Source organism: Ensifer sp. D2-11, from assembly GCF_054161295.1.
Window position 1 is genome coordinate 2,696,745 of sequence record NZ_CP096433.1, and the last position, 26,849, is coordinate 2,723,593.

The following is a 26,849-nucleotide window of genomic DNA, read 5'->3' on the forward strand; positions in this document are numbered from 1 at the left end:
TGAGGGAGAAACGGGCGACACTTTCTCTCATGCGCTCCCGGGCCAGAGCTGTCAACCTTTTCAGGGACATGCGCGGCCCCGCAGGCACGCCTGCGGCCTTATGGCACCACGACATGCGCGGAACCGCTGAAACGGTTCAGCTGTTCCGCTTCAAAAGCTCCCGGACCAGCCCATCGGTGATCTCACCGGTCGGCTCCTGGCCGACCGATTTCTGAAAGGCCTTGATGGCGGCAGTCGTCTTCTGGCCTACCTGGCCGTCCGGCTTGCCGGCATCGAAGCCGTTATTGTTGAGGATCGCCTGGATGTTGCGAACGGCTCTGGTCATATCGACGGTGGCCGTCTTGGTCGGTGGACCGACCCAGGCATCCGGAACCTCCACCGTGTTCGCCTCGGCGTCGAGAGGCTGAGCCTTCCAGGCGTCGACTTTTGCCTTGGCACTCGAAAGCTCCTCGGGCTTCAGCGCCTTGGCGATCTCGTCGCGCTTTTCTGCCGCATCCTTGTCACCGTCGCGGGCCGCGATAGCAAACCATCTGTAGGAATCTTCCAGATTTCGGGCCAGACCGTCGCCCCGCGCATAGAGGACGGCGAGGTTGAACTGGCTGTCGCGAACGCCGAGATTGGCGGCTTTCTCGAACCATTTGGCCGCTTCGGCGAGATCCGGCGCGCCGTCCCGGCCGCCGGCGAGCATGACGGCGAGATTATGGATCGCACTGGCGTTGCCGGCCGCAGCCGCCTTGAGATAGAGCGCCTTGGCCTTTGCTGCGTCGCGCTGAACGCCCGCGCCCTTCTCATAAAGGTTGGCGAGCCGGTACTCGGCCGGTACCACGCCGGCGTCGGCGGCGCGCTGATACCATTTGACGGCTTCCGCCCGATCTTCCCCGACACCCCGCCCTTCCGTGAAGCGGGCGCCTATTTCGTAGAAGGCGAGAGGGTCGCCGCCCTTGGCCGCGGTTACGAGCGCGGGCGGTCCGAAGCCCTCCGGCAGAACGATCTCGCTCATCTTGGCCGGCTCAGCGGCTGAACTTTCTGAAGACGGCTGCAAGGTCGAGATGGGTCCAGGCGTTTGCGCCTCCGCCGGCCGCATCAAGGCCGCCTGGCCGTCGCCAACGCCACCAATGGCCTCGTCAATCTTGCCGGCCTCGGCGGCGGCTGGCTGCGTTGGCGGTTGTTTTGCCGCTATCGCCGGCGCATCCGTCTTCTCCGCACCGGCAGGAGCCCTAGGCTCTTCCCCAATCTTCGCGGTAGCTGCCGTTTGGACGACGCGGTCGACGGCGGCCTTCGGCTCCGCAACCTCTGCCCTGCGCTCGATCGCTGCAACCGGCGGAGCGCTCGGGGCCTCCTTGCCTTTCAGCACCGTGCTGACGAGCGGATAGGACATGATCGCGAGCAGCACGGCGCCGACCGCAATCAGGATCGGACGGCGGTGGCGGGCGAGCGCGCCGCCGACGGCGGATGGCGCCTTGCTTTCCTTGACGCGGTTGAGCGTATCGGATTCCTCGACGGCCAGCTGCGCCGCGCGCCGCGCGGCAGCGATGAAGTCCGCCTTTTCGCCCTCGTTCGCCTCCTGCGCGCCACGGGCAATCTGACCGGCACGGACGCGCTCGAGGATCTTCTTGACGTCCGGCACGCCGGAGCCGGGCTCGAGGAGCTGATTGGCATCCTCGGGAGCGAGCATTTCGGAGGGGTCGATCGAGGGGGCGGGCTCGACCATCTGCCGCGCCTGGATCGGCATTCCCTCGTTCTGCTTCGGCGCGAAGCGCCGGGTCAGACCGGCAAGCAGGCCCGTCTTCGCCGCACGGGCCTCCACCTTGATCTCGCCGTCTTCGACCATTGCGACTTCGGCGGCATCATTCGCCTCAGCCGCGGCCGCCACCGGTGCGTGGATGGAGGTTTCGCTTTCGGCCGCGAGCGCGTGTGCCGCGCGTTCCACGTCCTCGTCGCGTTCCGCCTTCGTCAAAGTGCCCGCGGCTTCGAGGGGCGCAGCCTTGGGCATCGGAGCATGAGAAGCCGGAGGCTCCCGCTCTTCCAGCCGCTCCAGTTTCTCGGCGATATGGACGAGCGTTTCATGCAGCGCCTCGAAGGTGCGCGCGGTCCGTTCGTCGCTCGAACGGCTGAGTTCCTCCAATGTACGCAGATCCTCGGCGAGCGCCGAGATGGCCGCCATGTCGGTACTCGCCGCCATCTGCGGTGCGGTGTTTCTGGAATATGCCTCCATCACCGCTTCCGCGGCCTGCCGGGCAGCCTCGATAATATACTCGTCGCTGGTCGCGAGATAGTCTTCCAGCGTATTCATGCGGCTCTCGAATTCCGCGGGCACGCCTGCCGTCTCACCGTGGGACTGGCTGATCAGCGTCGAGAGATTTCCGATCTGAGCTTCGAGATTGCGCAGCGCCTGCCGGTCGTCGAAGGGCGCGGCATGCGTCTCCTCCAGGCGCTGGGCGATACCTGCCAAGCGATCCTCGAGGCGATCGAAGCGCGTGTCCGCCGAGGGCTCGACATTGCCCGCAAGCCCATCGATACGGCGGGCGAGATCGTCGAGGCGCTCAGCCAATGCATCGGTGATGCTGTCGCCCGAGAGGGCTTCGATCTTCCGGGAAATGTCGGCAAGACGATCTGTAAGATCCGGCTCCGCGCCTGGCCGATTGTGCTCCAGCACCGCGGAAAGCTGGTCCAGGCGCTCTTCCAATCGGGCCGCCGCCTTCTCGCCGGCAAGGTCCTCTACGCGAGCTGCCAGCGCCTCGATCCGCGCGCCGAGGCCGGAATCGACGGGATTGGAGAGGGTGTCGATCTGCCGGGACAGATCGCCGAGCCTGTTCTCCAGACGATCAACGAATGAACCGTCGGTGCCGGCCACATTACGGCTGCCGGCGGCGATCGCCCGGCTGATCTCATCGAGCCGCCTGTCGAGATCGGCGAATTGCGGGGCCAGGCGCCTCTCGTCCGGCTGGATCTGGCGTCCGAGCATCTCGATCGCCTGGGCGACCGCGACAAGCTTGCTCTCGAGGACCTCGACTCCGGCGCCCCTGTCCAGGGAATTGATCTGCGCCTTGATCTCGTCGAGCCGGTAGGCGAGCGCGACCAGCTCATCGTCGCGGTTCTGGTCGAAGGCGTTCAGCCGGTCCTCGACGCCGGTCCAGCGGTTTTCCATGCGGCGCATGCTGTCTTCGCGAGCGAGGCCTTCGAGCATTGACCTCAGGTCATCGAATTCGATCCTGAGCGCATCGGCCTCGGCGGGCGAAGCCTGCCGGCCAAGTTCCTTGATGCCGGCCGAAAGCCGCTCGATATCGTGCCGCACGTCCTCGGCGAAACGGCGGTCCTGGGCGGCTTCGGCCTTTATGCCCCGGATTTCCGACCGCAGCGCATGCATCTCGCGGGAGAGGCCGTCATCGAGGTCGCGCTTCAGCTCATGCCTCAGACCGACCAGCGCCTCGGCGATATCCGCTGCAGCCGAAGAGCGTCCCGATGGCGCGGCTGCTGCCTGAGGAGGCTGGTAGCGTGCCTCTGCCGCGAGGCGGGTCGGAGCGAGGCGGTCGGATTCGCTCGGCGCAGCGCGTTCGCGCAGCGGCGACCGCTCGCGCGCCGCATTGAGCGCCCGCTGGCGGTCGATGATCTCGGAGACCGCTTCGCTCGGGGCCGGACGCGGCCGCTCGGGCTGCCGCGTCTCGCGGCTGACGCTGCTCATGAGCCCCTCGATGCGCGCTTCGAGCCCTTCGATGGTGCGGTTCAGGGCATCGAGCGACGGCCGGTCGCCATAGGACGGGCTGCCCATGCGCTGAGAAGTGGATCGCGATCCGTTCATTGCCTCTTCGCCCCTGTGTCGCTTTGGCCCTATAAATTCGACCGTCACCGAAGCCGCCGAAGGAGCCCGGGCTTCCCCGGCTATCGCCCCAACTTCGGCGGCACCGCCGATGTGGGCAAAGCCGCAACAATGCAAAGACGGGACCGGTTGCAGCTTTGACCATCTCAAAGCGCACAATTCATTAAACGTGGTAAATAAGCCGTTAACCGATCCGATTTTTAACGATTTATTGTCGCCCGGTCCGCCGCCATCTCCTGCCCGATGGTCACTTGGGGCGGCGGGAGGCAGGAGCGAAACTTTCGCTCCGCGGGAATTTTGACGTTTACGCAAACGTCAAAATTCGATAGCATCCGTTCAAGTCGCACACCGCCACGGGTGCGCGCTCGACACAGTGGGAAGCGGGTCTGCCGTGCGGCGCGGCCCGAAAGGACATCAAGGCGAGGAAAAGCATGCCCATCTACAAGGCTCCGGTCGACGACACCCTGTTCATCCTCAACGACGTGCTCGGCATCGAGCGCTACCACAATCTCCCCGGCTTTGCTGATGTGACGCCGGACATGACGGCCGCGATCCTCGGCGAGGCCGCAAAGCTCGCAGACGAGGTCCTCTTCCCGATCAATCTTTCCGGCGACCAGGAGGGCTGCAAGCGTCACGAGGACGGCTCCGTCACCGTACCCAAGGGCTTCAAGGAAGCCTACGACCTTTATCGCGAAGGCGGCTGGCTTGGCCTTGCCGCCCCGGAAGAATTCGGCGGCCAGGGCCTGCCCTACACGCTCCACACCGCCGTCGGCGAATTCATGTCCGCGGCCAACATGTCGCTTATGATGTATCCGGGCCTGACGCAGGGGGCGATCGCGGCGATCCTGGTGCATGGTTCCGAGGAACAGAAGCGGGCCTATCTGCCCAAAATGGTCGACGGCACCTGGACCGGCACGATGAACCTCACGGAGCCCCATTGCGGCACCGACCTGGGCCTGCTGCGCACCAAGGCCGCTCCGAACGGCGACGGCTCCTACAGGATCTCCGGCCAGAAGATCTTCATCTCCGCCGGCGAGCACGACATGGCGGAGAATGTCGTCCACCTGGTGCTGGCCCGCATCGAGGGCGCGCCTGATGGTGTAAAGGGCATCTCGCTCTTCATCGTGCCGAAATTCAAGCTCGACGCCAGCGGCGAGCCGGGCGAACGCAACGGCGTTTCCTGCGGCGCGATCGAACACAAGATGGGCATCCACGGCAACGCGACCTGCGTCATGAATTATGACGAGGCGACCGGCTACCTGATCGGCACGGAGAACAAGGGCCTCAGCGCCATGTTCGTGATGATGAACGAGGCCAGGCTTGCCGTCGGCATGCAGGGGCTTTCGATCGCCGAAGTCGCCTATCAGAATGCTGCGAGCTACGCGCGCGAACGCATCCAGGGCCGCTCCCTCTCCGGCCCCAAGGCGCCGGACAAGAAGGCCGATCCGATCATCGTCCATCCGGACATCCGCCGCACGCTGATGACGATCAGGGCCTTCAACGAAGGCGGCCGCGCCTTCACGCTCTGGACGGCGCTGAAGTCGGACATCGCCCATCGTTCAGACAGCGAAGAGGAGCGCCAGACGGCGGACGACATCCTCAGTCTGATGACGCCGATCCTCAAGGGCGTGCTGACGGACAAGGGCTTCGATCATGCGGTGATGGCGCAGCAGGTCTTCGGCGGCCACGGCTATATCGAAGAGCACGGTATGAGCCAGTATGTGCGCGACGCCCGCATCGCCATGATCTACGAGGGTGCCAACGGCATCCAGGCGCTCGACCTTGTCGGCCGCAAGCTCGCGATGAACGGCGGCCGCGCCGTCATGGCTCTGTTCAAGGAGATCGGCGACTTCTGCGAGGAGAACCGCGGCGACGAAAAGCTCTCGGGCTACACCAAGGCCTTGAAGAAAGGGCTGAACGACCTGCAGGCCGCGACGATGTGGTTCATGCAGAATGCCATGGCCAAGCCCGACAATGCCGGAGCCGGCTCTACCGACTATATGCATCTCTTCGGCCTCGTCGTCCTCGGCTATATGTGGGCGCGGATGGCGAAGACGGCGGAGGAGAAGCTTGCCGCTGGCGAAACGCAACGCGCGGACTATCTCAAGAACAAGCTGATCACGGCGAGGTTCTTCATGGAGCGCATCCTGCCTGAAACGGAGTTGCGCAAGATCCGTATCGAAACCGGCGCCGACACGATGATGGCGCTGGACGCGGCCGCGTTCTGATTTCAGACTGGAGCCGGATCGAAAGCGAGAAGCGGCTTCCGCCCGAATCCCGCTCCGATTGATAATGCGCGGCCCGAGGAAACGCCGCCGAAAGGGAGATCAAGAGATGACGAAAGTCTTCGTTTACGACCACGTGCGCACGCCGCGCGGCCGTGGCAAGAAGGACGGCGCGCTGCACGAGGTGCCCTCCGTGCGGCTCGCCGCCAAGGTGCTCGAGGCCGTGCGCGATCGCAACGGGCTCGACACTTCGACGGTCGACGACGTCATCATGGGTTGCGTCGACCCGGTCATGGATGCGGGTGCGGTCATCCCGAAAGCTGCAGCCTTCGAGGCCGGCTATTCGACGCGTGCGCCCGGCATGCAGATCTCCCGCTTCTGCGCCTCCGGCCTCGACGCGGTCAATTTCGGCGCCGCGAAGATCGCCCAAGGAGCGGACGACATCGTGATCGCCGGCGGCGTCGAGTCGATGTCCCGCGTCGGCCTGGGCATGTCGGGCGGCGCCTGGTTCATGGACCCCTCGGTCAACCTGCCCGCCTATTTCATGCCGCAGGGCGTTTCGGCCGACCTGATCGCCACGAAATACGGTTTCTCGCGCGACGACGTCGACGCCTATGCGGTGGAAAGCCAGAAGCGCGCCGCCAATGCCTGGGAGAAGGGCTATTTCAAGAACTCGGTCGTCCCGGTCAAGGACCAGAACGGCCTGGTCATTCTCGACCGCGACGAGCATATGCGCCCCGGCACCGACATGCAGGCACTGGCCTCGCTCAACCCTTCCTTCCAGATGCCCGGCGAGATGGGCGGCTTCGAGGCCGTCGGCATCCAGGCGCATCCGGAGATCGAGCGCATAAACTATGTCCACCACGCCGGCAATTCCTCCGGCATCGTCGATGGCGCCGCTGCCGTGCTCATCGGCTCCAAGGCCGGCGGCGAAGCCATGGGGCTCAAACCCCGCGCCCGCATCCGCGCCTTCGCCAATATCGGCTCCGACCCGGCCCTGATGCTGACCGGGCCGGTCGACGTCACCGAGAAGCTCCTGAAGCGGGCCGACATGAAGCTCTCCGACATCGACCTGTTCGAGCTCAATGAGGCCTTCGCGGCCGTCGTGCTGCGCTACTGCCAGGCTTTCGACATCCCGCACGATAAGATCAACGTCAATGGCGGCGCGATCGCCATGGGCCATCCGCTCGGCGCGACCGGGGCGATGATCCTCGGCACCGTGCTCGACGAGCTGGAGCGCCGCGACCTCAACACGGCGCTGGTGACGCTCTGCATCGGCGCCGGCATGGGCACCGCCACGATCATCGAACGCGTCTGATCCGATCCCGGGAGAGAGAATATGTCTTACACGAACTTCAAGATCGAAACCGACGCCGACGGCATTGCGCTGGTCACCTGGGACATGCCCGACAAGTCGATGAACGTCTTCACCGAAGAGGTGATGAAGGAACTCGACGCCATTATCGATCAGACGACCGCAGATCCTGCCGTCAAGGGCGTGGTCATCACCTCCGGCAAATCCTCCTTCTCCGGGGGTGCCGACCTTTCGATGATCAAGTCGATGTTCACCTTCCAGGCCGAGGAAAAGAAGAAGGACCCGGACAACGCGGCCCGGAAACTTTTCGACCTCGTGGGCCGGATGACGGGTCTCTTCCGCAAGCTCGAAACCTCGGGCAAGCCCTGGGTGTCGGCCATCAACGGCACCTGCATGGGCGGCGCCTTCGAGATGTCGCTCGCCTGCCACGGCCGTGTCGCCTCCAATGCGAAATCGGTGAAGATCGCGCTTCCCGAGGTCAAGGTCGGCATCTTCCCGGGCGCCGGCGGCACCCAGCGCGTTCCGCGGCTGACCAATACGCAGGACGCGCTGCAGATGATGACGACCGGCTCCTCGCTCACGCCGGCGCGGGCAAAGGCCATGGGGCTCGTCCACGAGGTGGTCGATCCGGACAAGCTGATCGAGGCTGCCAGGGCGATGATCAAGAACGGCCTGAAGCCGGTTCAGCCCTGGGACGAGAAGGGCTTCAAGCTGCCGGGCGGCGGCATCTGGACGCCCGCCTCCGCGCAGCTCTGGCCGGCCGCCTCCGGCATCCTGCGCCGCGAGACCTACGGCAATTACCCCGGCGCGATCGCGATCCTGAAATGCGTCTATGAGGGGCTGCAGGTTCCCTTCGATACGGCTTTGAAGATCGAGCAGCGCTATTTCACCGAAATCCTGCAGACGACCGAAGCCTTCTCGATGATCCGGTCGCTGTTCGTCTCGATGCAGGAACTCGGTAAGGGCGCGCGCCGGCCGGCCGGTGTACCGAAGACCGAGCTCAAGAAAGTCGGCGTCGTCGGCGCCGGTTTCATGGGCGCCTCGATCGCCTATGTAACCGCGGCAGGCGGCATCCCCGTCACCCTCATCGACCGCGACATGGAAGCTGCCGAAAAGGGCAAGACGCATTCGGAAGGCCTGGTCAAGGACGCGATCGGTAAGGGACGCTTGACCAAGGAGGATGGCGAAGCGCTGCTTTCGCGCATCACACCTTCGGCGGACTATGGCGATCTCAGGGATGCCGGCCTCGTCATCGAGGCGGTCTTCGAGGACCGGCAGGTCAAGAAGGACGTGATCGAGAAGGTCGAAGCGGTGATCGCCGAGGACGCGATCTTCGCGTCCAACACCTCGACGCTGCCGATCACCGGCCTCGCCAGGAATTCCAAACGCCCGGACCGGTTCATCGGCATTCATTTCTTCTCGCCGGTCGAGAAAATGATGCTAACCGAGGTGATCCTCGGCAAGGAGACCGGAGACCGTGCGCTCGCGGCCGCGCTCGACTATGTCGCGGCGATCAGGAAGACGCCGATCGTCGTCAACGACACGCGCGGCTTCTATGTCAATCGCTGCGTCTTCCGCTATATCCACGAAGCCTATGACATGCTGATCGAGGGCGTACCGCCGGCGATGATCGAGAACGCCGCCAAGATGGCCGGCATGCCGGTCGGACCGCTGTCGCTCAACGACGAGGTGGCGATCGACCTCAGCCAGAAGATCCTGAAGGCGGCCGTTGCCGATCTCGGCGACAAGGCCGTCGATCCCAGGCACATGGCGCTGATCGACAAGATGGTCGACGAACTCGACCGGCGCGGCCGCAAGAACGGCAAGGGTTTCTACGAGTATCCGGCAAAGCCGGCCAGGAAATATCTCTGGCCGGGCCTGAAGGAGCTCTACCCGCAGAAGGATGCCGGCGAGATCGAGGTCGGTGTGCTCAAGCAGCGCCTGCTCGTGACGATCGCACTCGAAGCCGCGCGTACGATCGAGGAGGGCATCGTCACCGACCCGCGCGAAGCCGATGTCGGCTCGATCCTCGGCTTCGGCTTTGCGCCCTACACCGGCGGCACGCTCTCCTACATCGACGGCATGGGTGCGAAAGCATTCGTCGAGCTTTGCGAAAAGCTCGCCGCGGACCATGGCGACCACTTCCGGCCGACGCCGCTATTGAAGGAGATGGCGGAAAAGGGCGAAACCTTCTACGGGCGCTTCGACCCGTATGGCGCGGGGCAGAAGGCGGCATAAGCCGCCAGGCCAGCCGCACGCCGCAAACATTGCCTCTTCCGGTCATTCTCGGCAGCCGCGAATGACCGGAAGAGGAACCTGTTCAATGTTTCAGGCCGGTTCAGCCTTCTCACCGAGCTCGGCCGCCAGAAATCCGATCAGTTGCTCCCATCCCTCGCGGCGATATTCCACCTTGTCGAGCCCATCCAGGAACGCCCCCTGCTCCGTGAAGACGACGCGTGTGCCGGTGCCTTCCGGTATGAGGTCGACGGTCGCGATCGACGCGGAAAGCCGCTGCTCGTCCTTCGCCATGGTATAGGCCGAGACGATCCGCCGGTTCTCGACGATGTCGAGATAGACCGTTTCGTTGAAATAGAAAGTCTTCCCGTCCTGGCTGAACCGGCCGCTTTCCCGGCCGCCGATGCGGAAGTCGTGGCTATATTCGGCGACGGGCCAGTTGTCGGCCTTGACGAACCAGCGGTCGTGCGCGGCAGGGTCGGCAAAGGCCTCGAAGACCTGTTCCGGGGGTGAATTGAAAACGCGTTCAATGGTGAAGTCCGCATGTTCGACAGAAGCTTTGGTCATGATCTTCTCCTCCTTGTCAGTGCAACTGGTTGCTAAATGAAAGCAGTTGCAGATTAGCTCCACCGATGCAATAATGCAAGCAGTTTTAGAGCGGATGCTCCGCTCCCGTATTTCAGAGACCAGAATGACCGATGACCATCGCTCGGGTTGCCCGATCAATCTCTCGCTCGAAGTGTTCGGCGACAAATGGAGCCTCCTGATCATTCGCGACATGATTTTCGGCGGCAAACGCCACTTCCGCGAGCTCTTGCGCTCGCAGGAAGGGATTTCCACCAACATCCTCGCAGACCGGCTGAAAACACTTGTCGAGATCGGCATGCTGACGAAAGCGGACGATCCGAGCCACAAGCAGAAGGCGATCTACAGCCTGACGGAAATGGCGATCGCGCTGGTGCCGATCATGGCCCATCTCGGCGCCTGGGGCCGGCGCTACCTGCCGGTCACCGAGGAACTCAGCATTCGCGCGCAACTGATGGAGGAGGGCGGCCCCGAGCTCTGGGAGCGTTTCATGCGGGAATTGCGTGCCGAACACCTCGGCGATCCCCTGCCGGAAGGCCCGTCCGTGCGGCAAACGCTGCAAGCCGCCTATGACCGCGTGGTGGCGCGCAAGGCGATGGAAGAGCAGCCGGCCTGAGCATTAGAGCGGGAATGAGGAAAAGTGTGCGCGGTTTTCCGCCCGCATCCCGCGTCTCAACGTCTTGGAATCGATCACGGTCATGTTTTTAGGTCGACCAGACCTAAAAACATGACCGTGATCTAAAGTCCGAGGGCGGACAGCATGATGAAGGTCGCGAAGAGCACGAAATGCGTCATGCCTTCGATGGCATTGGTCTGGCCGTCATTGAGATTGATCGCGGCGGCGATGAGCGTCACCGCAACCATCACCGTCTGCACGGGCGACATGGCCATGATGAAGGGCTGGCCCGTATAAAGGGCAATCGCCTCCATGACGGGTACGGTCAGAATCACGGTCGAAAGCGAAGCGCCGAGCGCGATGTTCACCACTGCCTGCATGCGGTTGGCGAGCGCGGCGCGCATTGCCGTCATGACCTCGGGCGAAGCGGAGATCGCCGCGACGACGATCGCGGCCAGGGCCGGCGGCGCCGCCGTACCCTTGATCCCGGCCGACAGCAGCCCGGACATGATTTCGGCCAGAAAGCCGATCACCACCACGCCCAGGATGAGCACGACGACGGAAGGAAGCACCGGCTCGCCTTCCAGCCGGCTTGCCGCGGTTCCCGCTTTGGCGCGCGGATAGCTGTAACTGAAGAAGTAGCTGTGCACGCCAACCTGCATGCGCAGGAACAACGTATAGAGCACGATCATCGCGCCGATGGTGAAGGCGGAATAATAATGCCATTTCGACTGCGGCACGAATTCGGGAACGAGCATGGAAATGCCCATGGCCGTGAGGATCATGACGCTGTAAGTGCGGGCGGAATCGTCGTTATAGGGCTGCTCGCCATGTTTGAGGCCGCCGAGCAGCGCCGCAAGCCCCAGAATCCCGTTGATATCAAGCATCACTGCCGAATAGATCGTATCGCGCACCAGCGTCGGCGAAGTCTCGCCGGTCATCATGATGGCGAGGATGACGACCTCGACCAGCACCGCCGAAAGCGTCAGGATCATCGTGCCGTAGGGATCGCCCACCTTTGCGGCAAGCACCTCGGCATGATGGGCGACCCGCATGGAAGCAAGCACGATCGCCGCCACCATCAGGGCGGCACCGATGAGCGATGCGGCGCGACCGGCCTCGAGCAGATGATGCTCGACCGCGACGCCGGCAAGAGCAGCGAGAAAAGCGGCAACGAGATGCCGTTCCGATCTCAGTTTTGCAAGCAAGCACGCCTCTTGGCCCGGAGTGAAGCTGTTTTATTTAGCACAGCTGCGCAGGAGTTCACCCCTGAAGACCGCTGCGTCTGCCGTATGCCGTACTTTGACCGGATAGGAAGGACTATTTTCCTCGCTGTGCTTTACGGTCGCAAGGCGCTTGGCTAATGTATTCGCAGACGCGGAGCGGCTGGCTGTGCAGCCCGCATTCGCCTCTCCTTCCGAAGATGGGTCGACATGCTCTCACATGACAGCATCTGGCGCGCGATCGACGCATTGGCAGAGCGCCACCGGCTTTCGCCGTCGGGCCTTGCGCGGCGGGCCGGCCTGGACCCCACCTCCTTCAACAAGTCGAAGCGCCAGTCCACCGACGGGCGCGACCGGTGGCCCTCCACCGAGTCGATCGCGAAGATATTGCATGCGACGGGAGTGAGCGTCGATCAGTTCCTGGCGCTGATGGAGCCCAATGCCGCCGGCAGCGAAAGGGAAGAAGCATCGGCAGCGCCGGGCATTCCGCTGATCGGTTTCGCGCAGGCCGGCGCCGGTGGTTTTTTCGACGACGGCGGCTTTCCGGTCGGCCAGGGCTGGGACACGATCGAATTCCCCACGCCCGAGCGGCGGCTGGGCGGTGCCTACGCTCTGGAGGTTCAGGGCGACAGCATGCTGCCGCTTTATCGCGACGGCGATGTCCTGATCGTCGACCCGAGCGCGCAGGTGCGCCGCAACGACCGCGTCGTGGTCAAGACGCGCGGGGGCGAGGTGATGGCGAAGGTGCTGGCCCGGCAGACGCCCCGCGGCATCGAGCTCGTTTCGCTCAACCCCGACCACCCCAACCGCAATTTCGAGATGAACGACGTGGAATGGATCGCCCGGATCATCTGGGCCAGCCAATAGGATCCTTCGATGCGGCCGAGGCTCTTCACCATCGCCGGCGGGCTTGCCGCCCTCGCCCTCTATGCCGGCATTCTGATGACCGGGGCCGCGGTCATCCGCAACCGCGACAGCGCCGCAGCGCCTGAGTTCGTGCTCGAAACGCCGGAAGCAGCGATCGACGAGCCGGTTTCGGAGGAGCCTCCCGCCGAGACCGAAGCCGCTCCCCCTGCCCCCGAACCGGATACCATGCCGGGCAAAGGCTCGCGCGTGGCGGTCAGGCCCGTCGAGCCGGGCCTCTTTGCCCAGCCGGAGGACGGCATCGCCAAACCGCTGGAACGGATCGCACCGAGGCCGCCGCTTTCGAAGACCGGGGAAAAGGAAAAACCCGCTTCCGCCGTCTTCCCGCGCCCGGTTGCGCTTGCCGCCGGGCTTGTCCGGTCCGGCGAGACGACCCTGCAGCTCAAGGATATCGAACCCGAAAAGGCGGAGAAGGTCTGCGAAGCGAACGGCAAGAGCTGGCCTTGCGGCATGGTCGCGCGTACGGCGTTCCGCAACTTCCTGCGGGGGCGCGCGCTCGTCTGCGATGGGGCGGATGGCTCCTCGCAAACCTTGAACGCGCGGTGCAGCGTCGGCGGCCAGGACGTGGCCGAATGGCTCGTCGGCAACGGCTGGGCGACGCCGCTGCCGGGCACGGCGCTCGAGCCGAAGGCCGAAGCCGCCCGGGGCGCCAGGCTCGGTTTCTTCGGGGACGACCCGCGCGATCTTGCCCGAGCGCCTCTCGCGCTCGACGATCCGGCTGCGAGCATCGCCCCGGAAGACGCCGCGCCGGACTTGTAAGGCTTGGAGCAAGTCCTTAACTGTCACCCACCATTGCAGGTCCGCCGAACCCGTTATGCACCCGTCGTGTATCGCGGCTCCAATGAGAACAACGAAAGGATCGAGAGGCAGGATGTCCACAAGTCTCAGCCAGCACGAAGCCCTTGTCCACGTCATGGTCATGATGTCCGCCGTCGACCGGAACATGACCGACGACGAGATTGCACGCATGGGCGTGCTCGTGCGGTTCCTCCCGGCCTTCAACGGTTTCGACGAAGATCACCTGATCCATATCGGCCGCGAATGCGCCGCCCAGCTTGCGGCACCGGAGGGCCTCGACGTGGCGCTCGAAATGGTTCGCGAGGCGTTGCCGCAGCGGCTCTATGAGACGGCCTATGCCCTTGCGGTCGAGATCGCTGCCGCCGATCAGCGTATCCGCAACGAGGAAATCCGGTTGTTGCAGCTGCTGCGCGACCGTTTGGGCCTCGACAAGCTCGCCTGCGCGGCAATCGAGCGCGGAGCCATCGCGCGCTTCCGCAAATAGGCTTCAGAAACAGGTCCTTGCCCGTTCCCGGCACGGAACAATATGCTGGGCCGGGTTTGATGCAACGGGGATCGATGCATGCTCTATTTCGGTCTCGCCGAACCGGTCTGGCGGCTCGCGGCCTTTGCCGCCGCCTTCGCCGCACTGGCAGCGCTCGAACTTTTTCATCCGCGGCTGGAGAGGCCGGAGCTGATGCGGGCTCTGAAGGCACGCCGCTGGATCACCAACCTGTCTATTCTCGTCCTATCCTCCCTCCTGCTTCGCGTCGCCTTTCCCGCTGCCGCCACCGGCGTTGCTGTCTGGGCTCAGGGACGCGGCTACGGCGTGCTCCCGGCTCTCGGCGTCGCCCCGCCGCTTGCCGGCCTGATCGCCTTCATCGCGCTGGACTTCGCCATCTGGCTCGAACACGTCGTGTTTCACAAGATACCTGTCCTGTGGCGCATCCACCGCGTCCACCATGCCGATCCCGGGGTCGACGTCACCACAGCCCTTCGCTTTCATCCCCTCGAAATTCTGCTGTCGATGATCTGGAAGAGCGCGGTCATCATTCTGCTCGGCGCGCCCGCACTCGCCGTTCTCCTGTTCGAAATCGTGCTCAATGCCGGGGCGATGTTCAACCACGCCAATCTGCGTCTGCCGAAAGGCGCCGACGGGCTGTTGCGCCACGTCATCGTCACGCCCGACATGCACCGCATCCACCATTCCGTGGAAAAGCGGGAGACCGATTCAAACTACGGCTTCAATCTTTCGGTCTGGGATCGGTTGTTCTCGACCTACGTCGCCCATCCATCGCGCGGCGACGACGGGATCGAGACCGGGCTGAAAGCCTACGGGCGCATCGAGCCGATAAAGCTCCTGTGGTCGCTCGTGCTGCCGTTCCGGCGTGGGTAGAGCGAAATGACGGGATAGCCGCGAGTGGAGCCGCCTCAATAAATCCCGTCCGGGAAATAGCGAAGATAGATCTCCTCGAGCCTGCCGCTGCGTGAGAGCGCCAGCAAAGCGTGGTCGATCGCCTGGGTCAGGGCCGGCTCGGCCTTGCGGTTCATGATCGTCAGTCCCTCGCCCAGGAAGCGCTGGGAAAAATAGGAGCCCTCCAACATGGCGCAGCATCCCCCGGCGAGGTTGCCGGAGACCCAGAAGGACAATTGCATGCCATCGGAGAACGCGGCCGCGACGGTGCCCCCGCGAAGCGCGGAGAGCAATGCATCCCGGTCCGGAAAGCCTTTGGCTTCGAGCTTCGGGAAAAATGCCTTCAGCATTGCCTCATGCGTGGTGCCGGAGACGACGCCGACGGGCTTTCCGGCAAGATCGGCAGGACCGGCGATCGCCCCGGCGGCCTTGGTGTTGACGACGAAGCGGGCGGGCAGTTGCATGAAGGCGCGGGAAAAGGCGAAACGCTGCCTCAGCTCCGAAGTCACGGCAATGCCGGCGGCAATCGCTTCCCCTTGCCCCTGCTCGAGGGCCGGCATGAGCTCCGGATAGGTCACTGCCTGGATCTGGCACTTGGCTTCGATCTCCAGCTCACGGCATATCTCGCGGGCGAGGTCGACATGGAAGCCCGACAGCTTGCCCGACTGGTCGATGAAGTTGAAGGGCGGGAAGTCGACGGTCGTCAGGAAACGAAGCCTGGCAAGGCCGCTGAGGTCCGGCTTGGCAATCCGTTCGCGGGCATCGAACAGCCGGGGCAGTTCCTTCGGCTGCGCCAAAGCCAACCCCGGGGCGAGAACGGCCGACAGTACCAATATCCAGAGAATCCGCAGCGCTATGGCGCCTCTATGAAAGGAGGAATTGGAGCGGGTGATCGGGATCGAACCGACGACATCAAGCTTGGGAAGCTGGCGTTCTACCACTGAACTACACCCGCGACAGAACCGGAAATTTCCTCAACAGCCGCGATCTGTCAAGCACAATGCTCACTCGGCGCGAAAATGCTTGGAGAGCTTGAGCCCCTGCGCCTGATAATTGGAGCCGAGATCGAGGCCGTAAAGTCCCTCCGGACGTTCCAGCATGTGCTCGTAGACGAGACGGCCGACGATCTGCCCGTGCTCCAGAATGAACGGCACTTCGTGGCTGCGGACCTCGAGCACCGCCCGGCTGCCGCTGCCGCCGGCGGACGCATGGCCGAAGCCGGGGTCGAAGAAGCCGGCATAGTGGACGCGGAACTCGCCCACGAGCGGGTCGAAGGGCGTCATTTCGGCCGCATAGCGCGGCGGCACATGGACGGCTTCGCGGGACACGAGGATGTAGAACTCGTCCGGATCGAGCACGAGATCGTCGCGGCCGCGGCTGTAGAGCGGCTCCCAGAAGTCGAAAACGGCATGCTGGGCTTTCTTGTCCACATCGACCACCGATGTGTGATGCTTGCCGCGGTAGCCGATCAGGCCGTCCGGCCCGGTGCCCTTGAGGTCGATGGAAAGGGCGATGCCGCCGCCGGAAACGTTCGGCCGGTCGCTGGCGACGAGGACGTCGCTTTCGTGCAGAGCCAGCAGTTCCTGCTCGGAAAGAACCGAGTGGCCGATGCGGAAGCGTATCTGCGAAAGGCGCGAACCACGCCTGACTACGATCGGAAAGGTCCGCGGGCTGATTTCGAGATAGAGCGGTCCGCTGTAGCCCGCCGGAATCTTGTCGAACTCCTGCGCCCTGTCGGTAATCACGCGCGTGAAGATATCCAGTCGGCCGGTGGAGCTCTTCGGATTGGCGGAGGCCGACATGTCTGCCGGCAGCGAGAGGCTTTCCATCAGCGGCACGATGTAGACGCAGCCGGTCTCGAGCACGGCGCCTTCGCTCAGATCGACGACATGCAGCTTGAGCCGGTCGAGCTTGTCGGCGACCAGATGAGACGGGCCGGGCATGAAGCTCGCCCGGACGCGGAACGCCTTGGATCCAAGGCGAAGATCGAGGCTGGCCGGCTGGATCTGGTCATCATCCAGCACCTTTTCGCTCTTCAGCCGTCCCGAGGCATACAGCGCTGCAATTGCGCGGTCGGCCAAAATCCCTGTGTCGCGCCCCATTCCGATCCTCATTTACAGTTGCCAGACAAAACCAAACTCCGGGAATTGACGCAAGCGCGGCCAGGCAGTATTGGAGCTTTATCCCGTGGTGATTTGGCCGGTCGGCTTGCAGCCACGTTAAACAAGTAGCTAAAAAGGCCGGGTGTCAAACCGGTCGTTTCGCGGCCGGTTTTTTTGTTTTTGAAAGTGACGTTCTCATGAGCAAGAATTGGCGCCCGGCAACCCAGCTCGTCCACGGCGGAACGCTCCGCTCCCAGTATGGCGAGACCTCGGAAGCGATCTTCCTGACGCAGGGCTTCGTCTACGACAGCTCCGAAGCGGCGGAGGCCCGCTTCAAGGGCGAGACCGACGGTTTCATCTATGCGCGCTACGGCAGCCCGACCAACGACATGTTCGAGAAGCGCATGTGCATGCTCGAAGGGGCGGAAGACGCGCGCGCCACCGCCTCCGGCATGGCGGCGGTTTCTGCGGCAATCCTTTGCCAGGTGAAGGCGGGTGACCACATCGTCGCCGCCCGGGCGCTCTTCGGCTCCTGCCGCTGGGTCGTGGAAACGCTGGCGCCGAAATACGGCGTCGAGTGCACCCTGGTGGACGGTCGCGATCTCAAGAACTGGGAAGACGCGGTGCGCCCGAACACCAAGGTCTTCTTCCTCGAGAGCCCGACGAACCCGACGCTCGAAGTGATCGACATCGCCGGCGTTGCCAGGCTCGCCGATCAGATCGGCGCCAAGGTGGTGGTCGACAACGTCTTCGCCACGCCGCTGTTCCAGAAGCCGCTGGAGCTTGGCGCCCATGTCGTCGTCTATTCCGCGACGAAGCATATCGACGGCCAGGGCCGCTGCCTCGGCGGCGTGGTCCTCTCCGACAAGCAGTGGGTAGACGAGAACCTGCACGACTATTTCCGTCACACCGGCCCGGCCATGTCGCCCTTCAACGCCTGGACGCTGCTGAAGGGCATCGAGACCCTGCCGCTCCGCGTCAAGCAGCAGACCGAAAGCGCCCGCCGCGTAGCCGATTTCCTCGCGGAGCAGCCGCAGGTCGCCCGCGTCATCTATCCGGGCCGCAAGGATCACCCGCAGGCCGACGTCATTGCCAAGCAGATGAGCGGCGGCTCGACGCTGGTCGCCTTCGAGCTCAAGGGTGGCAAGGAAGCAGCCTTCGCCCTGCAGAACGCCCTTGAAATCATCCGGATCTCCAACAATCTCGGCGATTCCAAGAGTCTGATCACCCATCCGGCGACGACCACCCACAAGAACCTCACCGACGAAGCCCGCGCCGAACTCGGCATCTCCGCCGGAACGGTGCGCTTCTCGGCCGGTATCGAGGACAGCGAAGACCTCATCGAGGATTTCGCAAGGGCGCTGAAGGGCGTAAACGCCTGACCGGCACCATGACGAAGCCCGCGTCAGCGGGCTCGTCAGTCTTGCCGAAAAGTCAGTCTTGCGAGAACGATCCGCGACAGCGCGGTATAGAGGCAGACGAGCGCGAAGACCGTTGCGAATAACGGGAACCACCCAGGGAAAAGGCACGAGAGCAGAAAAAAGACGATCGTCTCCGTCGCCTCTGCGAGCCCCGTCGTGAAGTAGAGCGACTTCGCACCGCGCACCGCGGTCGTCAGGGCGCGCTTCTCGGCCATCACGGCATAGGCGAGGAAGCTCGCGCCGTTGACATAGAAGGCGAAGAGCAAAAACCCGCCGGCAAGACCGTTTGCGGCCGGATCTGCGATGATGAAACCAAGTGGAACGGCGCCGTAAAAGGTGAAATCGAGAACGATGTCGAGAAAGCCGCCGAAATCCGTTTTCCGGCTCGCGCGGGCGACGGCTCCGTCAAGGCCGTCGCAGAGCCGGCTCACAAGGATCAGGGCGGCGGCAGGCAGATAAGCGCCGAGACCGATGAGCAGGGCTGCCGCAAGGCCAAGGCAAAGGCCGAGGATCGTGACGGCATCGGCACCGACCCCGCGGCCGGCCAGTGCGGCGCCGAGCCTGTCCAGAACCGGATCGAGCCGCCTGCGAAGCGCGCCGTCAAGCATAGCCGTTGCCTCCTAGATCACGATGTGATCGATTCCAAGAAGTTGGAGCGGGATGCGGGCGAAAACCGCGCACACCTTTCCTCATCCCGCTCCAGGGAATTTGATACCACTCGCACAATCTCGCCGTTATTCTTGACGAAACCATATTGCTGTAGAATACGCGTACGGATTTGAAACAGGGTGTTGCACATGTACCGCGCGCTGACACGCGACATCGAAGTGACGGTCGAGCCGTACTACCTGGAAGAACAGTCGGATCCCGACGACAGCCGCTATGTCTGGGGCTATCGCATCATCATAGCGAACCATTCCGGACTCGCGGTCCGGCTGATGACCCGCTACTGGCACATTACCGACGAGAACGGTCAGGTGGACGAGGTGAGCGGCCCCGGCGTGATCGGCGAGCAGCCGCTGCTCAATCCCGGCGATACCTACGAGTACTCCTCCGGCTGCCCGCTGGATACACCCTCCGGCGTGATGTTCGGCCATTACAGCATGGAGGCGGAAGGCGGGGAGACTTTCGATGTCGCCATCCCCGCCTTCTCGCTCGATTCGCCGGGCCTCGTCCGCACGCTTAATTGATTCAGCGCGGCTGCCGCTATTGCGGACGGACCTCGCTCGCCTCGAAGCGGTAGGTCGTCGAGCAGAACTCGCAGGTGACTTTGATCAGGCCGTCCTCGACGCTGGCTTCGATATCCTCGTTGCCGAGCCCCACCAGGACGTCCCTGATCTTCTCGCGCGAGCAGCTGCATCGATCGTAGACCGCCTGCGGCTCATAGACGCGCACGCCGCGCTCATGGAACAGACGGTACAGCAATCGCTCGGTACCGACCGTCGGATCGGTGAGTTCATCGGTGTCGATCGTCTCGACCATCACCTTGGCTTCCGCCCAGAGGTCGTCCTCGTCGAAGAAATCCTCGTCGCCCTCGTCACCATCGCCGCCCGGCAGATCCGCCTGGCGCATCCGGTCCGGCGCGTCGGGGAGGAACTGCGCGACCATGCCGCCGGCGCGCCAGCGGTGCCGCGGCTTGCCGTTCTCGTCCTTGTCGAGAAGCTCGGCAACGGCGAGGCGCACCCTGGTCGGTATCTGCTCCGACTGGCGGAAATAGGCGCCGGCGATCTCCTCGAGCGTCGCCCCGTCAAGCGCGACGATGCCCTGATAGCGCTGCGTGTGCGCACCCTGGTCGATCGTGAAGGCGAGGACGCCGTTGCCCAACAATTCGTGAGGCTGGACGCACCCGCTCTTTTCGGCGTCGGCGAGCGCCTCCTTATCATAGCGGGCATAGGCGCGGACGCGGTCCGGCGTCGAGAAATCCGCGACCACGAGATCGACCGGCCCATCGCCCTGTGTCTGCACGATCAGCTTGCCTTCGAATTTCAGGGACGTGCCGAGCAGGACCGTCAGCACCACTGTTTCGGCGACGAGCCGCGCGACAGGGAGCGGGTAATTGTGCCGTTCAAGAATGGCATCGAGCATCGGGCCAAGCTGGACGGCGCGGCCGCGCACGTCGAGTCCCTCGACCTGAAAGGGCACAACCTGATCGTCACCGGCAAAATCGAACTCGCCAAGTCCCGGCGCTGTTTCTGTCATCGCTTGCTCCTTGCCTCGACCATGATCACGCGGATCGATTCAATCCGGGACGTGGCCATGACCCATTCCAAAAACTGCATGCGGGATGCGGACGGAAACCGCTCGCTTCCTCTTCATGTCCGATACGGTTTGCATCGAGTGCACCGGCGCGCACCGGTACAACCGTCCGCCATTCCATTTGATCCCGTCATGGACGAATTTCTCCGCCGGCATTTGCTCTGCGTCGAAGCACCCCTTGGGCGCCAAGCACGTGATAGCCGGCGTGGGGCGACTGGCCGATTTGATGATCGGAGCCCCCGCTCACCGCCCTAGATCGTGTTGCACCGTGCAGATTTCAAGAGAACGCCTCGCGCCCGCCTCCAGCCGTCAGACCGCGCCCATGCACCAGGCGAGGATCGATTTCTGCGCGTGCAGCCGGTTCTCGGCTTCGTCGAAGACCACCGACTGCGGGCCGTCGATGACCTCATCGGTCACTTCCTCGCCGCGGTGCGCCGGCAGGCAATGCATGAACAGCGCGTCCGGCGCTGCATGCTTCATCAGCGCGCCGTTGACCTGGTAGGGCTGGAAGACGTTGTGACCGCGGGCGCGATGTTCCTGGTTCATCGAGATCCAGGTGTCGGTGACGACGCAATGGGCACCGGCAACCGCCTGCTCCGCCTCGTGGCTGAGCAGGACCTCGGCCCCGTTGTTGCGCGCCCAGTTCAGGAACTTGTCATGCGGTTCGGAGCCGAGCGGCACGGCCATGTTCATGCGGTAGCCGAAGCGCGCCGAGCCTTCGATCAGCGAGTGAAGCACGTTGTTGCCGTCGCCGGTCCAGGCGATCGTCTTGCCCTTGACCGGTCCCCGGTGCTCCTCGAAGGTCATGATATCGGCCATGATCTGGCACGGGTGCGTATCGTCGGTGAGCCCATTGATGACGGGCACGGTCGCATGCTCCGCCATCTCCAGAAGCCGGCGGTGGTCGGTCGTGCGGATCATGATCGCGTCGACGTAGCGCGACAGGACCTTCGCCGTATCGCCGATCGTCTCCGCCCGGCCGAGCTGCATTTCGGTACCCGACAGAAACAGCGTCTCGCCGCCGAGCTGGCGCATGCCGACATCGAAGGAAACACGCGTGCGGGTGGACGGCTTCTCGAAGATCATCGCGAGCATCTTGCCGGCAAGCGGCTTCTCGGCAGTCCCTGCCTTGGTCGCCGACTTGCGGACGCGGGCATCGTCGATGATGGTCCTGAGGTCGGTGGCCGTCATGGCCGAGAGATCGAGGAAGTGTCTGGTCATACTGCCTTGTTTCCTGTCGTAGAATCCGTTTGTCGACCCCGCCCGGGCCGGTTCGATCCGAAACCTTCGGGCGCTCAAGCCGCGGCGTTGCCGCTCTTGCCGCTCACCGCCTCCGCGGCGCGTTCGAGCCGTGCCAGTCCTTCGCGCGCCTCGGCCGGGGTGGTGATCAGCGGCGGCAACAGGCGCAGAACGTTTTCGCCGGCCGGGACGACGAGCAGTTTCTCGGCGCGGATCGCCTTCAAAAGGTCCGCGGAGGGCACCTTCGCCTTGATGCCGAGCATCAGCCCGTCGCCGCGGATTTCCTCGATCACGTCCGGAAAACGATCCTTCAACGAAGCGAGCCCCTGACGGAAGACGAGAGCCACCTCGCGCACCTGATCGAGGAAGCCTTCGGCGAGAACGACGTCGAGCACGGCATTTCCGACCGCCATTGCGAGCGGGTTGCCGCCATAGGTCGAGCCGTGCGTGCCCGCCACCATGCCGGCGGCCGCCGCTTCCGTCGCAAGGCAGGCGCCGAGCGGGAAGCCGCCGCCGATGCCTTTGGCGACGGCCATGATATCGGGTTTGATGCCCGCCCATTCATGGGCGAAGAGCTTGCCGGTCCGGCCGACACCGGACTGGACCTCGTCAAGGATCAGAAGCAGGCCGAACTCGTCGCAGAGTTCGCGCAGCCCTTGCATGAACTCCTTCGATGCCGTCCGAATGCCGCCCTCGCCCTGGATCGGCTCGACAAGGATCGCCGCGGTTTCTTCATTGATCGCGTTCTTGACCGCGCCGATATCGCCGAAGGGGACCTGATAGAAGCCCGGCGCCTTCGGCCCGAAGCCCTCGATGTATTTCTGCTGTCCGCCGGCGGCGATCGTCGCGAGCGTGCGGCCGTGGAAAGCACCTTCGAAGGTGATGACGTGGAACTTCTCGACGTGCCCCTTGGCGAAATGATAGCGCCGCGCCGTCTTGATCGCACATTCGAGCGCTTCCGCACCCGAATTGGTGAAGAACACCCGATCGGCGAAGGTCACCTGGGTCAGCCGCCGCGCAAGGCTTTCCTGCCCCGCAATCTCGTAGAGATTGGACAGATGCCAGACCTTGTCGGCCTGCGCCTTCAGCGCCTCGACGAGATGAGGATGGGCATGGCCGAGCGAGTTCACGGCGACACCGGCAGCGAAATCGAGATAGCGCGTGCCGTCTTCGGCGATCAGCCAAACGCCTTCACCTCGCTCGAAACGCAACGGCGCGCGCAGATAGGTGTCGTAAAGCGGCGTGGTTGCGGCCATGTCGAGCTCTCCTTCATTCCGGCGGCATCGGACCGTTCGGCCCGATAAAAATCAAAAATGCCGCCTTGCGGCGGCGACAGGCACTATTCCCATTTCGCACCGCGATGTCAACAAAACCAAGGTTTGCAGGCGCTTTGCGGATACCGATTCCGAAGCGCGAAAAAATCGCACTCTGGGACTTGCAAAAATGCAACGCTCCGACAGCAAGTTGGGGAAAACCGCGAAATCGATTCGGCGCGATTCCGGCGACTCTTGCCACGGAGTCACCCTGCCGGTAGGTTAACATTCAATTACTAGACGCATGCGGCGGACCTAGTCACCAAAAGTATTATCGCGTTGAATCTTCGGGTTTTTCCCGGAGAGCGGTGACGGATTCCGCCATCCCAACGCCGAGAACGGGGAGTGCAGAGATGAACTGGACTGACGAGCGGGTCGAGAAACTGAAGAAGCTGTGGTCGGAGGGCCTGAGCGCCAGCCAGATCGCGGCGCAGTTGGGCGGCGTCAGCCGCAACGCGGTCATCGGCAAGGTTCATCGGCTGAGCCTGCCCGGGCGCGCCAAGGCCGGCGGAAGCACGGCCGCTGCAGCCCGCCCCAAACGGGCGACGTCTGCCCCGCGCGCACCGAACTATGCTGCGCGTTCCGTAACCCGCACCGTAACCCGCACGGCCGGTGCGACCGCGCTCAAGGAAGAGCTCGCCGTCGACCTGGCGATCGACCAGGAGCTGCAGATCGACAGGAATATCGTCCTGCCGATGTCGCGGCGGCTGGAGCTCACGGAGCTTACCGAACGCACCTGCAAGTGGCCGATCGGCGACCCGCTCAAGGAAGAGTTCCACTTCTGCGGCAACGACTCCCCGGAAGCCTCTCCCTATTGCACCTTTCATGCCCGGCTGGCCTACCAGCCCTCTGCCGAGCGCCGGCGCATGCGCTGAGGCGCCTGCTCATTCCGCTCTGGATGCACGACGAAAAATGGGGCCGTAAAGGCCCCTTTTTTCTTTGCCATGCCGTAAGCCGGCACCTTCGGTCTCAGCTCTCCAGCGAATAGCCCGCGCCGCGCACCGTCCGGATGACGTCGGGCATGTTGGAGAAGTTCAGTGCCTTGCGCAGACGTCCGACATGGACGTCCACGGTCCGTTCGTCGACATAGATGTCGTGCCCCCAGACACCGTCCAGGAGCTGTGAACGGGAGAAGACGCGCCCCGGTGAGGACATGAGAAATTCCAGCAGCCGGAACTCCGTCGGGCCGAGGCGCACTTCACGGCTGCGGCGGTGGACGCGGTGCGTCTCCCTGTCGAGCTCGATATCGCCGCAGCGCAGGAGCGTCGACAGAACCTCGGGCTTGGCGCGCCTGAGCATCGCCTTGACCCTCGCCATCAGTTCCGGCGTCGAGAAGGGCTTGACGACGTAATCGTCGGCCCCGGTGGCAAGGCCCCGCACGCGCTCGCTCTCCTCGCCGCGCGCCGTCAGCATGATGATCGGCAGGCGCTCCGTTTCCGGCCGCTGGCGCAGCCTGCGGCAGAGCTCGATGCCGGAAACCCCGGGCAGCATCCAATCGAGGATGAGAAGGTCGGGCAGGCGCTCCTGCAGGCGGATCTCCGCCTCGTCGCCGCGAAGGATCGTATCGACCTCGAAGCCTTCTGCCTCGAGATTGTAGCGCAGGAGAACGCTTAGGGCTTCCTCATCTTCGACTACGGCAATCTTCGGCAACATTCAGTAGGACTCCTTCCTACGCACGACAGCCGTCATGCCGCCGCGCACGGTGGTAGGCCGCGCCAAAGCGGCCGGAACAAATTCTGCATAGGCCCGGATGCCGGGCGATCTCAGTCCGTCACGGAACCCAATGTCGACGTCATGTCGTCCTTCGGCCGTTCGCCCTGCGGCTGGGCGCCTGTCGCCATGTAGTAGATCGTTTCGGCAATGTTGGTCGCGTGATCGCCGATACGCTCGATGTTCTTGGCGCAGAAAAGAAGATGCGTGCAGGGCGTGATGTTGCGCGGATCTTCCATCATGTAGGTCAGCAGTTCCCGGAACAGAGAAGTGTAGATCGCGTCGATCTCTTCATCGCGTTCGCGAATGCTGTTCGCCTTTTCCGGCGAACGGGAGGCGTAGACGTCCAGGACTTCCTTCAACTGAACGAGCGCGAGCTCGGCCAGGTGTTCGAGGCCGCGCGCAAGCTTGCGCGGTATGCCCGAACCGGCGACGGCAATCACGCGCTTGGCGGTGTTCTTGCCGAGATCGCCGACGCGCTCCAGGTCCGCGGCGATACGGATCGAACCCATGATCTCCCGTAGATCCGAGGCCATGGGCTGGCGTTTGGCAATGGTGACGATCGCCTTTTCGCCGATCTGCCGTTCCGCGTCGTCCAGAATGGTGTCGTCGGAGATAACCTTCTGGGCGAGAGCAAGATCGGAATTGACGAGCGCACGGACGGAGTCCGCGACCATCTGCTCGGCAAGACCGCCCATCTCGGAGATGCGGCGCGTGAGATACTTCAACTCTTCGTCGAAGGCGGACATGATGTGTGCGTGAGACATATTCGTTTCCTCGGGAGACCCGCCGTTCTGAATGGCTCGGTCGATCTTAAACCGGGAGGGACGGAAAAGCGCCGCCCCTCTCGCCATCAGCCGAAGCGGCCCATGATGTAGTCCTGGGTGCGCTGATCGTCCGGGTTGGTGAACATTTTGTCGGTATCGTTCTCCTCGACGAGATTGCCGAGATGGAACATGGCCGTGCGCTGCGACACGCGCGCCGCCTGCTGCATCGAGTGGGTGACGATCACGATCGTGAAATTCGCCCGCAATTCGTGGATGAGTTCCTCGACTTTCGCGGTCGCGATGGGATCGAGCGCCGAGCAGGGCTCGTCCATCAGGATGACTTCCGGGCTGACCGCGACGGCGCGGGCGATGCAGAGGCGCTGCTGCTGACCGCCGGAAAGTCCGGTGCCCGGCTCCTGCAGCCGATCCTTCACCTCGTTCCAGAGCCCGGCCTTCTGCAGGCTCGTTTCCACGACCTCGTCGAGTTCGGCCTTGGTGCGTGCCAGGCCATGGATGCGCGGCCCGTAGGAGACATTGTCGTAGATCGACTTCGGGAACGGATTGGGTTTTTGGAACACCATGCCGACCCGGGCGCGCAGCTCCACCACGTCGATCGACGGATCGTAGATATCGTCCTCGTCGAGCGTGATCTTGCCGGTCACGCGGCAGTTCTCGATCGTGTCGTTCATGCGGTTCAAAGTGCGCAGAAACGTCGATTTGCCGCACCCTGAGGGACCGATCAGCGCCGTGACCGTGTTCTCGCGGATGTTGAGGTTGACGTCGAAGAGCGCGCGCTTTTCGCCGTAATAGACCGACACATCATTGCCGATCATCTTGTAAGGCACCGTATTCATTTTCTGGTCAAGAGCCTTTTCGACTGCAGCTTCCGACATGATGTTCATAGTCCTTA

The 26,849-nt window shown here is 63.7% G+C and carries 24 protein-coding genes, 1 tRNA gene and 1 riboswitch; of the genes, 11 read left to right on the plus strand and 14 right to left on the minus strand.

Annotated features, from left to right (window positions below; translation table 11 throughout):
- Positions 1-136: 136 nt before the first annotated feature.
- On the minus strand, positions 137-3,799 hold the full coding sequence (locus tag M1D34_RS13000; RefSeq protein ID WP_153313165.1) for a peptidoglycan-binding protein: 3,663 nt from the start codon (positions 3,797-3,799) through the stop codon (positions 137-139).
- Positions 3,800-4,248: 449 nt separating this feature from the next.
- Between M1D34_RS13000 and M1D34_RS13005 the strand changes: the two genes are divergently transcribed.
- From M1D34_RS13005 to M1D34_RS13015, 3 genes are all read left to right on the plus strand, one after another.
- Complete coding sequence (locus M1D34_RS13005) at positions 4,249-6,045, plus strand: acyl-CoA dehydrogenase C-terminal domain-containing protein (RefSeq protein WP_498779350.1); 1,797 nt, start codon at positions 4,249-4,251, stop codon at positions 6,043-6,045.
- 106 nt (positions 6,046-6,151) lie between these two features.
- Positions 6,152-7,360, plus strand: a complete 1,209-nt coding sequence (locus M1D34_RS13010) for an acetyl-CoA C-acetyltransferase (RefSeq protein ID WP_003530141.1) — start codon at positions 6,152-6,154, stop codon at positions 7,358-7,360.
- A gap of 21 nt (positions 7,361-7,381) precedes the next feature.
- Positions 7,382-9,595, plus strand: coding sequence for a 3-hydroxyacyl-CoA dehydrogenase NAD-binding domain-containing protein (locus M1D34_RS13015; RefSeq protein ID WP_153313167.1), 2,214 nt, complete (start codon positions 7,382-7,384; stop codon positions 9,593-9,595).
- A gap of 90 nt (positions 9,596-9,685) precedes the next feature.
- On the opposite strand, the gene M1D34_RS13020 is transcribed toward M1D34_RS13015, so the two are convergent.
- Positions 9,686-10,159: an SRPBCC family protein gene (locus tag M1D34_RS13020; RefSeq protein WP_013843925.1), complete on the minus strand. Its 474-nt coding sequence runs from the start codon at positions 10,157-10,159 to the stop codon at positions 9,686-9,688.
- Positions 10,160-10,283: 124 nt separating this feature from the next.
- On the opposite strand from M1D34_RS13020, the gene M1D34_RS13025 reads away from it, so the two are divergent.
- Positions 10,284-10,793 (plus strand): winged helix-turn-helix transcriptional regulator, encoded by a 510-nt coding sequence (locus M1D34_RS13025; RefSeq protein ID WP_003530146.1) that lies wholly within the window; start codon positions 10,284-10,286, stop codon positions 10,791-10,793.
- 122 nt (positions 10,794-10,915) lie between these two features.
- Here M1D34_RS13025 and M1D34_RS13030 read toward each other — a convergent pair whose 3' ends face one another.
- Positions 10,916-12,001 (minus strand): calcium:cation antiporter, encoded by a 1,086-nt coding sequence (locus M1D34_RS13030; RefSeq protein ID WP_003530148.1) that lies wholly within the window; start codon positions 11,999-12,001, stop codon positions 10,916-10,918.
- Positions 12,002-12,226: 225 nt separating this feature from the next.
- Here M1D34_RS13030 and M1D34_RS13035 point away from each other — a divergent pair, with 225 nt between their 5' ends.
- From M1D34_RS13035 to M1D34_RS13050, 4 genes are all read left to right on the plus strand, one after another.
- Positions 12,227-12,883 (plus strand): S24 family peptidase, encoded by a 657-nt coding sequence (locus M1D34_RS13035; protein WP_498779354.1) that lies wholly within the window; start codon positions 12,227-12,229, stop codon positions 12,881-12,883.
- A 9-nt stretch (positions 12,884-12,892) separates the two neighbouring features.
- A complete protein-coding gene (locus tag M1D34_RS13040) occupies positions 12,893-13,699 on the plus strand; it encodes a thermonuclease family protein (protein WP_003530152.1) in 807 nt (268 codons plus the stop codon).
- Positions 13,700-13,811: 112 nt separating this feature from the next.
- Positions 13,812-14,222 (plus strand): tellurite resistance TerB family protein, encoded by a 411-nt coding sequence (locus M1D34_RS13045; protein WP_498779356.1) that lies wholly within the window; start codon positions 13,812-13,814, stop codon positions 14,220-14,222.
- A gap of 78 nt (positions 14,223-14,300) precedes the next feature.
- Positions 14,301-15,113, plus strand: a complete 813-nt coding sequence (locus tag M1D34_RS13050) for a sterol desaturase family protein (protein WP_498779358.1) — start codon at positions 14,301-14,303, stop codon at positions 15,111-15,113.
- A gap of 35 nt (positions 15,114-15,148) precedes the next feature.
- Here the strand turns inward: M1D34_RS13050 and M1D34_RS13055 are convergent, their stop codons facing one another.
- The 3 genes from M1D34_RS13055 to M1D34_RS13065 form a co-directional block, all read right to left on the minus strand.
- Complete coding sequence (locus M1D34_RS13055) at positions 15,149-15,964, minus strand: transporter substrate-binding domain-containing protein (protein ID WP_498779360.1); 816 nt, start codon at positions 15,962-15,964, stop codon at positions 15,149-15,151.
- A 47-nt stretch (positions 15,965-16,011) separates the two neighbouring features.
- Positions 16,012-16,086 (minus strand) — tRNA-Gly (locus M1D34_RS13060).
- Between the two features lie 49 nt (positions 16,087-16,135).
- Positions 16,136-17,233, minus strand: a complete 1,098-nt coding sequence (locus tag M1D34_RS13065; RefSeq protein ID WP_003530160.1) for a 2'-deoxycytidine 5'-triphosphate deaminase — start codon at positions 17,231-17,233, stop codon at positions 16,136-16,138.
- A 75-nt stretch (positions 17,234-17,308) separates the two neighbouring features.
- Positions 17,309-17,387, plus strand: a riboswitch (SAM riboswitch).
- A gap of 43 nt (positions 17,388-17,430) precedes the next feature.
- On the opposite strand from M1D34_RS13065, the gene M1D34_RS13070 reads away from it, so the two are divergent.
- Entirely contained in the window at positions 17,431-18,615 is a 1,185-nt protein-coding gene (locus M1D34_RS13070; RefSeq protein ID WP_003530162.1) for an O-succinylhomoserine sulfhydrylase, read from the plus strand.
- Positions 18,616-18,650: 35 nt separating this feature from the next.
- On the opposite strand, the gene M1D34_RS13075 is transcribed toward M1D34_RS13070, so the two are convergent.
- Positions 18,651-19,262 (minus strand): CDP-alcohol phosphatidyltransferase family protein, encoded by a 612-nt coding sequence (locus M1D34_RS13075; RefSeq protein ID WP_498779363.1) that lies wholly within the window; start codon positions 19,260-19,262, stop codon positions 18,651-18,653.
- 189 nt (positions 19,263-19,451) lie between these two features.
- Between M1D34_RS13075 and apaG the strand changes: the two genes are divergently transcribed.
- Complete coding sequence (gene apaG, locus M1D34_RS13080) at positions 19,452-19,844, plus strand: Co2+/Mg2+ efflux facilitator ApaG/CorD (RefSeq protein WP_003530166.1); 393 nt, start codon at positions 19,452-19,454, stop codon at positions 19,842-19,844.
- Positions 19,845-19,860: 16 nt separating this feature from the next.
- Here apaG and M1D34_RS13085 read toward each other — a convergent pair whose 3' ends face one another.
- The 4 genes from M1D34_RS13085 to M1D34_RS13100 form a co-directional block, all read right to left on the minus strand.
- Positions 19,861-20,853: an Hsp33 family molecular chaperone gene (locus M1D34_RS13085; RefSeq protein ID WP_498779365.1), complete on the minus strand. Its 993-nt coding sequence runs from the start codon at positions 20,851-20,853 to the stop codon at positions 19,861-19,863.
- Positions 20,854-21,219: 366 nt separating this feature from the next.
- A complete protein-coding gene (gene argF / locus M1D34_RS13090; RefSeq protein ID WP_003530170.1) occupies positions 21,220-22,131 on the minus strand; it encodes an ornithine carbamoyltransferase in 912 nt (303 codons plus the stop codon).
- Positions 22,132-22,205: 74 nt separating this feature from the next.
- On the minus strand, positions 22,206-23,405 hold the full coding sequence (locus M1D34_RS13095; protein ID WP_010968636.1) for an aspartate aminotransferase family protein: 1,200 nt from the start codon (positions 23,403-23,405) through the stop codon (positions 22,206-22,208).
- 13 nt (positions 23,406-23,418) lie between these two features.
- Positions 23,419-23,664: a hypothetical protein gene (locus M1D34_RS13100; RefSeq protein WP_127509046.1), complete on the minus strand. Its 246-nt coding sequence runs from the start codon at positions 23,662-23,664 to the stop codon at positions 23,419-23,421.
- Between the two features lie 151 nt (positions 23,665-23,815).
- Between M1D34_RS13100 and M1D34_RS13105 the strand changes: the two genes are divergently transcribed.
- Positions 23,816-24,337 (plus strand): GcrA family cell cycle regulator, encoded by a 522-nt coding sequence (locus M1D34_RS13105; RefSeq protein WP_107608004.1) that lies wholly within the window; start codon positions 23,816-23,818, stop codon positions 24,335-24,337.
- A 94-nt stretch (positions 24,338-24,431) separates the two neighbouring features.
- Here M1D34_RS13105 and phoB read toward each other — a convergent pair whose 3' ends face one another.
- The 3 genes from phoB to pstB all read right to left on the minus strand — a co-directional run bounded on the left by phoB (position 24,432) and on the right by pstB (position 26,841).
- Entirely contained in the window at positions 24,432-25,115 is a 684-nt protein-coding gene (phoB, locus tag M1D34_RS13110; RefSeq protein ID WP_003530178.1) for a phosphate regulon transcriptional regulator PhoB, read from the minus strand.
- Between the two features lie 110 nt (positions 25,116-25,225).
- Positions 25,226-25,939 carry a phosphate signaling complex protein PhoU gene (gene phoU, locus M1D34_RS13115; protein ID WP_003530180.1) on the minus strand — a complete coding sequence of 238 codons (714 nt, stop codon included), beginning with the start codon at positions 25,937-25,939 and terminating at the stop codon, positions 25,226-25,228.
- Positions 25,940-26,025: 86 nt separating this feature from the next.
- Positions 26,026-26,841 (minus strand): phosphate ABC transporter ATP-binding protein PstB, encoded by an 816-nt coding sequence (gene pstB, locus M1D34_RS13120; protein WP_003530182.1) that lies wholly within the window; start codon positions 26,839-26,841, stop codon positions 26,026-26,028.
- Positions 26,842-26,849 lie beyond the last annotated feature (8 nt).

What these genes read in the sequence shown, in the direction of transcription:
- phoU (WP_003530180.1), bottom strand. Translation starts at nt 25,939, where the DNA reads ATGTCTCACGCACACATCATGTCCGCCTTCGACGAAGAGTTGAAGTAT.
- M1D34_RS13000 (WP_153313165.1), bottom strand. Translation starts at nt 3,799, where the DNA reads ATGAACGGATCGCGATCCACTTCTCAGCGCATGGGCAGCCCGTCCTAT.
- M1D34_RS13010 (WP_003530141.1), top strand. Translation starts at nt 6,152, where the DNA reads ATGACGAAAGTCTTCGTTTACGACCACGTGCGCACGCCGCGCGGCCGT.
- M1D34_RS13065 (WP_003530160.1), bottom strand. Translation starts at nt 17,233, where the DNA reads ATGGGGCGCGACACAGGGATTTTGGCCGACCGCGCAATTGCAGCGCTG.
- argF (WP_003530170.1), bottom strand. Translation starts at nt 22,131, where the DNA reads ATGACCAGACACTTCCTCGATCTCTCGGCCATGACGGCCACCGACCTC.
- M1D34_RS13040 (WP_003530152.1), top strand. Translation starts at nt 12,893, where the DNA reads ATGCGGCCGAGGCTCTTCACCATCGCCGGCGGGCTTGCCGCCCTCGCC.
- M1D34_RS13025 (WP_003530146.1), top strand. Translation starts at nt 10,284, where the DNA reads ATGACCGATGACCATCGCTCGGGTTGCCCGATCAATCTCTCGCTCGAA.
- M1D34_RS13045 (WP_498779356.1), top strand. Translation starts at nt 13,812, where the DNA reads ATGTCCACAAGTCTCAGCCAGCACGAAGCCCTTGTCCACGTCATGGTC.
- M1D34_RS13105 (WP_107608004.1), top strand. Translation starts at nt 23,816, where the DNA reads ATGAACTGGACTGACGAGCGGGTCGAGAAACTGAAGAAGCTGTGGTCG.
- phoB (WP_003530178.1), bottom strand. Translation starts at nt 25,115, where the DNA reads ATGTTGCCGAAGATTGCCGTAGTCGAAGATGAGGAAGCCCTAAGCGTT.
- M1D34_RS13005 (WP_498779350.1), top strand. Translation starts at nt 4,249, where the DNA reads ATGCCCATCTACAAGGCTCCGGTCGACGACACCCTGTTCATCCTCAAC.
- M1D34_RS13020 (WP_013843925.1), bottom strand. Translation starts at nt 10,159, where the DNA reads ATGACCAAAGCTTCTGTCGAACATGCGGACTTCACCATTGAACGCGTT.
- M1D34_RS13070 (WP_003530162.1), top strand. Translation starts at nt 17,431, where the DNA reads ATGAGCAAGAATTGGCGCCCGGCAACCCAGCTCGTCCACGGCGGAACG.
- M1D34_RS13015 (WP_153313167.1), top strand. Translation starts at nt 7,382, where the DNA reads ATGTCTTACACGAACTTCAAGATCGAAACCGACGCCGACGGCATTGCG.
- pstB (WP_003530182.1), bottom strand. Translation starts at nt 26,841, where the DNA reads ATGAACATCATGTCGGAAGCTGCAGTCGAAAAGGCTCTTGACCAGAAA.
- M1D34_RS13075 (WP_498779363.1), bottom strand. Translation starts at nt 19,262, where the DNA reads ATGCTTGACGGCGCGCTTCGCAGGCGGCTCGATCCGGTTCTGGACAGG.
- M1D34_RS13095 (WP_010968636.1), bottom strand. Translation starts at nt 23,405, where the DNA reads ATGGCCGCAACCACGCCGCTTTACGACACCTATCTGCGCGCGCCGTTG.
- M1D34_RS13085 (WP_498779365.1), bottom strand. Translation starts at nt 20,853, where the DNA reads ATGACAGAAACAGCGCCGGGACTTGGCGAGTTCGATTTTGCCGGTGAC.
- M1D34_RS13050 (WP_498779358.1), top strand. Translation starts at nt 14,301, where the DNA reads ATGCTCTATTTCGGTCTCGCCGAACCGGTCTGGCGGCTCGCGGCCTTT.
- M1D34_RS13035 (WP_498779354.1), top strand. Translation starts at nt 12,227, where the DNA reads ATGCTCTCACATGACAGCATCTGGCGCGCGATCGACGCATTGGCAGAG.
- apaG (WP_003530166.1), top strand. Translation starts at nt 19,452, where the DNA reads ATGTACCGCGCGCTGACACGCGACATCGAAGTGACGGTCGAGCCGTAC.